Raw genomic sequence first — 6590 nt, 5'->3', positions numbered from 1 at the left:
GGTCAGGTGCGCGCGCACGGCGGGGCGGTCATGGAGTCGGCGGCGTCACTTGGCGGGCTTCAGCTGCGTGAGCGTCTCGAAGCCGCCCATCTCCAGCCAGTTGCGCCACAGGGCCGGTGCCGTCTTCGGGGCTCCGGCCGCGTCCGACGGCCAGTTCTTCCAGGTCCCGGTGGTGGACTGCGCCCAGAGGCCGTTGTACCAGAGCGGAATGATGGGCATCTCGGTCAGCTGGACGTCCTGGATCTTCGAGACGGCGGCCTTCATGCCCGCCGTGTCATCCGTCTTGACCCCGCCGAGCTCCTGCACCAGCTTCCAGGCCTCCGGGTTCTCGTAACGCCCGAAGTTCACCGTGTTCTGCTGCTTCTGGACCGGCAACTGGAAGATGTAGTCGTAGTACGTCCACGGGGTGTTGGACAGCTGGCGCTCGTTGTTGATGACGAGGTCGAAGTCGCCCTTGCCGCGCTGCTCGTTGAGGGCGTTCTGGTCGGGGAACTCGGTGCTGACCTTGATGCCCGCGTCCTTGGCCCCGGCGGCGATGACCTTGGCCGCCTCCATCCAGTCGGTCCAGCCCGAGGGCACGGCCAGCTTCAGGCTGAGGGCGGAGCCGTCCTTGTTCTCGACGAAGCCGTCGCCGTCCTTGTCCTTGTAGCCGGCGTCCGCGAGCTCCTTCTTCGCCGCGGCGACGTCGTGGGCGAACCCCTTCTCCGCGATGAGCGCCTTGTCGTCGAACTGCTCCCACTGCGGCAGCAGACCGGTCGGGGAGGCCGGCTTGACCAGGTCGCCGTAGACACCCTTGACGATCTTCCCGGTGTCGACGGACGCGGCGAGCGCCCGGCGGAAGGCCGCGTCGTCCATCGGCTTCCTGGTGGTGTTGGGAACCAGCCAGGCGGTGTTGGCGGAGAGCATGTAGGGGGCCTTGTCGTAGTACGACACGACCTTCTTGCTCTTGATCAGCGAGGAAGCGCCGGGCAGGAAGTTGTTGCTGAGGTCCAGCTGGCCCTGACCCAGCTGGCCGATGACCACTTCGTTGCTCGGGTTGGAGACGTCGACGATGTAGCGGGGCGCCGGCGTCATGCCGATCGCCTTGGTGCCCCACCAGTCGTCGCGCCGCTCCCACACGACCCGGTCCTGGCTCTTGCTCTTCAGCTTGTACGCCCCGGTGCCGACCGGCTTGTCGTTGACGCCGTTGAGGATGTCCTCGTCGGTGCGCGAGCTCCAGACGTGCTCGGGGACGATCGGCTGGCCGTAGAGGGTGTAGTCCCACTCCTGGTAGCGGGCCTCCTTGAAGGTGAAGCGGACCGTGGTGTCGTCCACCGCCTTCGCGTCGGACAGCCAGCTCCACAGCGAGTGGAAGGCGGAGGCCTCGATCTTGCCGAGGCCGTAGGAGTACGCGACGTCCTTGGCGGTCAGCGGCTTGCCGTCGGCCCAGGTGACGCCCTGGCGCAGCTTCACCTCGTACGTCCTGTCGTCGGTCCAGCTGCCCGACTCGGCGAGCCAGGGCGTCAGCTCGCCCTCGTTCGGATCGAAGTGGAACAGGGTCTCGTAGACCAGTCCCTTGGTGCCGGTCGCGTGGTCCCAGTTGCGCAGCGGGTTGTAGTTGGCCGGAGGCCCCCACTGGGTGCCGGTCGTGTAGAGCGTCTCGTTGCGCGGCAGCGAACCGCCCTTGCCGACCGGGCCGCCGGTGCCGCCCGTCCCGGAGCCGCCTCCCGTGCACGCGGTCGCGGCGAGTGTGAACACGGCGAGCGCGGTGGTGACCCTCAGCCGGGTACGCGTACCCATAGCCCCTCCTTTTCCCCGCCGTCCCTGCCGAGCGGAGTTACTGAACCGGGTAAGTGCCCGTGAAGGTATGGGTGCCCCGGAGTGCTGTCAAGGGAGCGGGAGCGCTCCCATCCCAGTTTCTGCAAGGGCTTTCGAAGAGGTCTGGACCGCTCCGGGGAAGACAGAGGTCAGGGACCTGCGGCTAAGATGCGCTCCGAACACGAACCGGTTAAGCGAGGTCGCATGTCCAAGCACCGCCCCACGATCGCCGACATCGCGCGCCGCGCCGGGGTATCGAAGGTCGCGGTGTCGTACGCCCTGAACGACCGCCCCGGGGTCTCCCCCGCGACCCGTGCCTCCATCAAGGCCATCGCGCAGGAGATCGGCTGGCGCCCCAACAGCGCGGCCCGCGCCCTCACTCACGCCCGGGCCGACACCGTGGGCCTCGCACTGTCCAGGCCGGCCAGGCTGCTCGGGGTCGAGCCGTTCTTCATGGAACTGATCAGCGGCATCGAGACCGAACTGTCCGCCCGGGGCTGCGCCCTGCTCCTACAGGTCGTCACCGACCCGGCCCAGGAGCTGGAGATGTACCGCCGCTGGTGGGGCGAGGGCCGGGTGGACGGGGTGTTCCTCGCCGACGTGCGCTCCCCCGATCCGCGCATCGAGGGCGTCGCCGAGCTGGGCATGCCCGCCGTCGTGATCGGCCATCCCTCGGCGGCCGGGGCCCTCACCCCCGTGTGGTCGGACGACTCGGCGGCGCTGCGGGACACCCTGACGTATCTGTCCGCGCTCGGCCATCGCTCCGTCGCGCGGGTCGCCGGGCTGCCGGAGCTGATCCACACCCAGCTGCGCGACCGCGCCCAGCGCGAGATCAGCACCGAACTCGGGCTGGACGAGCCGGTGGTGGTGCACACCGACTACTCCGGAGAGGAGGGCGCGCACGCCACCCGGCGGCTGATCAGCTCGGCCTCACGGCCGACCGCCGTCATCTACGACAACGACATCATGGCCGTCGCCGGGCTCTCGGTGGCCCAGGAGATGGGGCTGGACGTACCCGCCGACCTCTCGCTCGTCGCCTGGGACGACTCCCAGCTCTCCCGCGTCGTACGTCCTCCGCTGACCGCGCTGAGCAGGGACATTCCCGCTTACGGCACCCATGCGGCCCGCACCCTGCTGGCGATGGTGGCCGAGGGATCGGCTCCCGGATTCGAGGACGCGGCGGCCCGTCTGGTGCCCCGCGGATCCACCGCCCCGCCCCGCTGAGCGACCGACGCGACTCGGGGTAGCTCTCCTACCTCAGGACTACGCGACCGCCCGGTGGATGCGACTCAAGAGGGCCCCGGAACGGGCACGAGGGCTGACGACCCGGCACGCCGCGGCGGCGAGGATGAAGGGGTCCCCGCGAACCTGTCGCCGAAACTGGAGTACCCCTGTGACCACCACCACCGTTCACCGCACCACCGCGGTCGCCGCCCGCGCGACGGAGCTGTCGAAGGTCTACGGCCAGGGTGAGACCCAGGTCGTCGCCCTCGACCGGGTGACCGTGGACTTCCCGCAGGGGGAATTCACCGCGATCATGGGCCCGTCGGGTTCCGGGAAGTCCACCCTGATGCACTGCGTGGCCGGCCTCGACAGCTTCAGCAGCGGCTCCGTGCGCATCGGTGAGACCGAGCTGGGGACGCTGAAGGACAAGCAGCTCACCCAGCTGCGCCGGGACAAGATCGGCTTCATCTTCCAGGCCTTCAACCTGCTGCCCACGCTGACCGCGCTGGAGAACATCACTCTGCCGATGGACATCGCCGGCCGTAAGCCCGATGCCGCCTGGCTCCAGAAGGTCATCGACATGGTGGGCCTCTCGGAGCGGCTGAAGCACCGCCCCACGGAGCTCTCCGGCGGCCAGCAGCAGCGCGTCGCGGTGGCGCGCGCCCTGGCTTCGCAGCCGGAGATCATCTTCGGTGACGAGCCGACCGGCAACCTCGACTCCCGCTCCGGCGCCGAGGTCCTCGGCTTCCTGCGCAACTCGGTGCGCGAGCTCGGCCAGACGGTGGTGATGGTGACCCACGACCCGGTGGCCGCCTCCTACGCGGACCGCGTGGTCTTCCTCGCGGACGGCGCGGTCGTCGACCAGATGCTGCACCCCACCGCCGAAGGGGTCCTCGACCGGATGAAGGCGTTCGACGCGAAGGGCCGCACCAGCTGACGCGACTGCTGCCGCACCGCCCTTCCGCACTCCGAACTCCCCCCAGGAATTGACGACATGTTCCGTACCGCCGTGCGCAATGTGCTTGCGCACAAGGCCAGACTGCTGATGACCGTGCTCGCCGTGATGCTCGGCGTCGCCTTCGTCTCCGGCACCCTGGTCTTCACCGACACCCTCGGCAACGCCTTCCGCAACCAGTCCGCAAAGAGCTACGACGACGTCGCCGTCGCCGTCAAGACCTGGGCCGAGCGCGGCGACGAAGAGACCCGCGGCATCGACGAGGCCACGCTCAAGAAGATCCAGGACCTCGACGGGGTGGCCGGGGCCACCGGACGCGTCTCCGGATTCGCCGGCGTCGCCGACACCGGCGGCAAGCTCATCGGCGACGGCTGGTCAAACACCGGCTCGAACTTCTCGCCCGGCGCCGACGGCAAGGACGCGCAGTACACGTTCACCGACGGCACGGGGCCGGTCGAGGCCGGGCAGATCGCCCTCGACAGGACCAGCGCGGACAAGGGCGCGTACCGCGTCGGCGAGAAGGTCCGGGTCGCCACCAACGGGCCGGTGAAGGAGTACACCCTCTCCGGTGTCTTCACCACCGAGGACGGCGCCGTGAACGCGGGCGGCAGCCTGGTCCTGTTCGACACCGAGGTCGCCCAGCAGCTCTATCTGCGGCCCGGGGAGTTCAAGGACGTCACCGTGACCGCCGCGGCCGGCGCGTCCGACCAGCAGCTGCTGGACGCCGTGAAGCCCCTCGTCCCGGAGACCGCCGAAGCCAAGACGGGCGCGGCCCTCGCGGACGAGGAGGCCGAGATGACCGAGTCCGGCCTCAAGAGCCTCAACGCGATGCTGCTGGCCTTCGCGGCCATCGCGCTCTTCGTCGGCGTGTTCCTGATCGCCAACACGTTCACCATGCTCATCGCCCAGCGCACCAAGGAACTCGCCCTGATGCGCGCCGTCGGCGCCTCCCGCCGGCAGGTCAAGCGGGCCATCCTGCTCGAAGCCGGTGTGGTCGGTGTGATCGCCTCGGTGATCGGCTTCCTCCTCGGCGTCGGCCTCGCGACGGGACTGCGCTCCGCGATGGGCATGTTCGGCGGGAAGATCCCGGCCGGTCCGCTGGTCATCTCCCCCACCGCGGTCGTCTCCGCGTTCGCCGTCGGTGTGCTGATCACCGTGTTCGCCGCCTGGCTGCCCGCCCGCCGGGCCGCCAAGATCCCGCCGGTGGCGGCGATGAGCAGCGTGCACGCGGTGGCCAGCACCAAGTCGCTGGTCGTGCGGAACTCGATCGGCGGGGTACTCACCCTGCTCGGATCCGCCGCGATCGTCGCCGGTGCCGCTCAGGGCGACGAGAACGGCCGGTGGCTCCTCGGTGGCGGGGCCTTCCTCGCCCTCATCGGTGTCATCGTGCTCATCCCGCTGCTCTCACGGCCGGTGATCGCCCTGGCGCGTCCGCTGCTGGGGAGGCTCTTCGGGGTGTCCGGCAAGCTGGCCGCGCAGAACGCGGTCCGCAATCCGCGCCGCACCGGAGCCACCGCCTCCGCCCTGGCGATCGGGCTCACCCTGGTCACCGGCATCTCCGTGCTGGGCGTCACGCTCGGCCAGGCCATCGACAAGATGACGACGGACAACATCCGGGCCGACTACATGGTCTCGATGGCCAGCGGTGACTCCCTCGACGAGACGGCTCTCACCGCCCTGCGCAAGGCCGACGGGGTCGCGGCGGCCTCCCCCCAGCGGTCCGTCTGGTTCTACGCCGGCAAGGACGAGGAGGCTGTCTCGGCCTCCGGGGTCACCCCGGGCGACGTCGAGAAGGTCTTCGACCTGAAGACGGTCTCCGGGTCGCTGTCCTCCCTGAAGGACGGCGAGATCGCCGTCGACCGCAAGACCGCGAAGTCGCACGGCTGGAAGACCGGCGACAGCGTCCCCGTGACGTTCCAGGACGAGAAGAAGGAGACGCTGAAGGTCGGCGCGCTCTACGAGGGCAACGAGTTCCTCTCCCCGGTCCTGATCCCCGAGGCCGTCGTCGACCCGCACGAGAGCCTCTCCGACATCCGCGAGATCTGGCTGACCATGGACGGCGGCCAGAGCGACGCCAACGAGAAGGCCGTGATCAACGCGCTCGGCGACAACCCGGCGATGAGCGTCATGGACCGCCAGGGCATCCGGGACATGTTCGGCGGGTTCATCAACACCGCGCTGAACATCATGTACGCGCTGCTGGCGATGGCCCTGGTGATCGCCGTCCTCGGGGTGGTCAACACGCTGGCCATGTCGGTCTTCGAACGCCAGCAGGAGATCGGCATGCTGCGGGCGATCGGCCTGGACCGGCGCAGGGTCAAGCGCATGATCCGGCTGGAGGCAGTCGTCATCTCGCTCTTCGGAGCGGTGGTCGGAGTCGCCCTCGGTACGTTCCTCGGCTGGGCGATCGGGAAGAGCCTGTCCGCCGACATCCCCGGCTACGCCCTGGTCATCCCGTGGGACCGGCTCGCGCTCTTCCTGGTGCTGGCAGGACTCGTGGGCGTGCTGGCCTCGCTGTGGCCCGCCCGCAGCGGCGCGAAGCTCAACATGCTGACGGCGATCAAGACGGAGTAGACGAGGAACGCGTAAGGGCCGGTACCCGCGGTGCGGGTAC

General features: G+C 69.3%; 4 protein-coding genes. 3 read left to right on the top strand and 1 reads right to left on the bottom strand.

The window, feature by feature from the left end; genetic code table 11:
- Positions 1-45: 45 nt before the first annotated feature.
- Entirely contained in the window at positions 46-1779 is a 1734-nt protein-coding gene (locus ACFWFI_RS39765; RefSeq protein WP_387400348.1) for an ABC transporter substrate-binding protein, read from the bottom strand.
- 222 nt (positions 1780-2001) lie between these two features.
- Between ACFWFI_RS39765 and ACFWFI_RS39760 the strand changes: the two genes are divergently transcribed.
- From ACFWFI_RS39760 to ACFWFI_RS39750, 3 genes are all read left to right on the top strand, one after another.
- The gene (locus tag ACFWFI_RS39760) at positions 2002-3021 is read left to right on the top strand and encodes a LacI family DNA-binding transcriptional regulator (protein ID WP_387400346.1); all 1020 of its coding nucleotides are present in this window, start codon (positions 2002-2004) and stop codon (positions 3019-3021) included.
- Between the two features lie 124 nt (positions 3022-3145).
- A complete protein-coding gene (locus ACFWFI_RS39755; protein ID WP_387400350.1) occupies positions 3146-3958 on the top strand; it encodes an ABC transporter ATP-binding protein in 813 nt (270 codons plus the stop codon).
- Positions 3959-4015: 57 nt separating this feature from the next.
- Positions 4016-6550, top strand: coding sequence for an ABC transporter permease (locus ACFWFI_RS39750; RefSeq protein WP_387400344.1), 2535 nt, complete (start codon positions 4016-4018; stop codon positions 6548-6550).
- Positions 6551-6590: the final 40 nt, after the last annotated feature.

Origin of the sequence: Streptomyces sp. NPDC060209, assembly GCF_042728155.1 — a bacterium.
GTDB lineage: Bacteria > Actinomycetota > Actinomycetes > Streptomycetales > Streptomycetaceae > Streptomyces.
This window is presented reverse-complemented; position numbering and strand designations above follow the sequence as displayed.

Bases quoted from the DNA above. Each gene is read 5' to 3' on its own strand.
- ACFWFI_RS39765 (WP_387400348.1), bottom strand. From the start codon at position 1,779: ATGGGTACGCGTACCCGGCTGAGGGTCACCACCGCGCTCGCCGTGTTC.
- ACFWFI_RS39760 (WP_387400346.1), top strand. From the start codon at position 2,002: ATGTCCAAGCACCGCCCCACGATCGCCGACATCGCGCGCCGCGCCGGG.
- ACFWFI_RS39755 (WP_387400350.1), top strand. From the start codon at position 3,146: ATGAAGGGGTCCCCGCGAACCTGTCGCCGAAACTGGAGTACCCCTGTG.
- ACFWFI_RS39750 (WP_387400344.1), top strand. From the start codon at position 4,016: ATGTTCCGTACCGCCGTGCGCAATGTGCTTGCGCACAAGGCCAGACTG.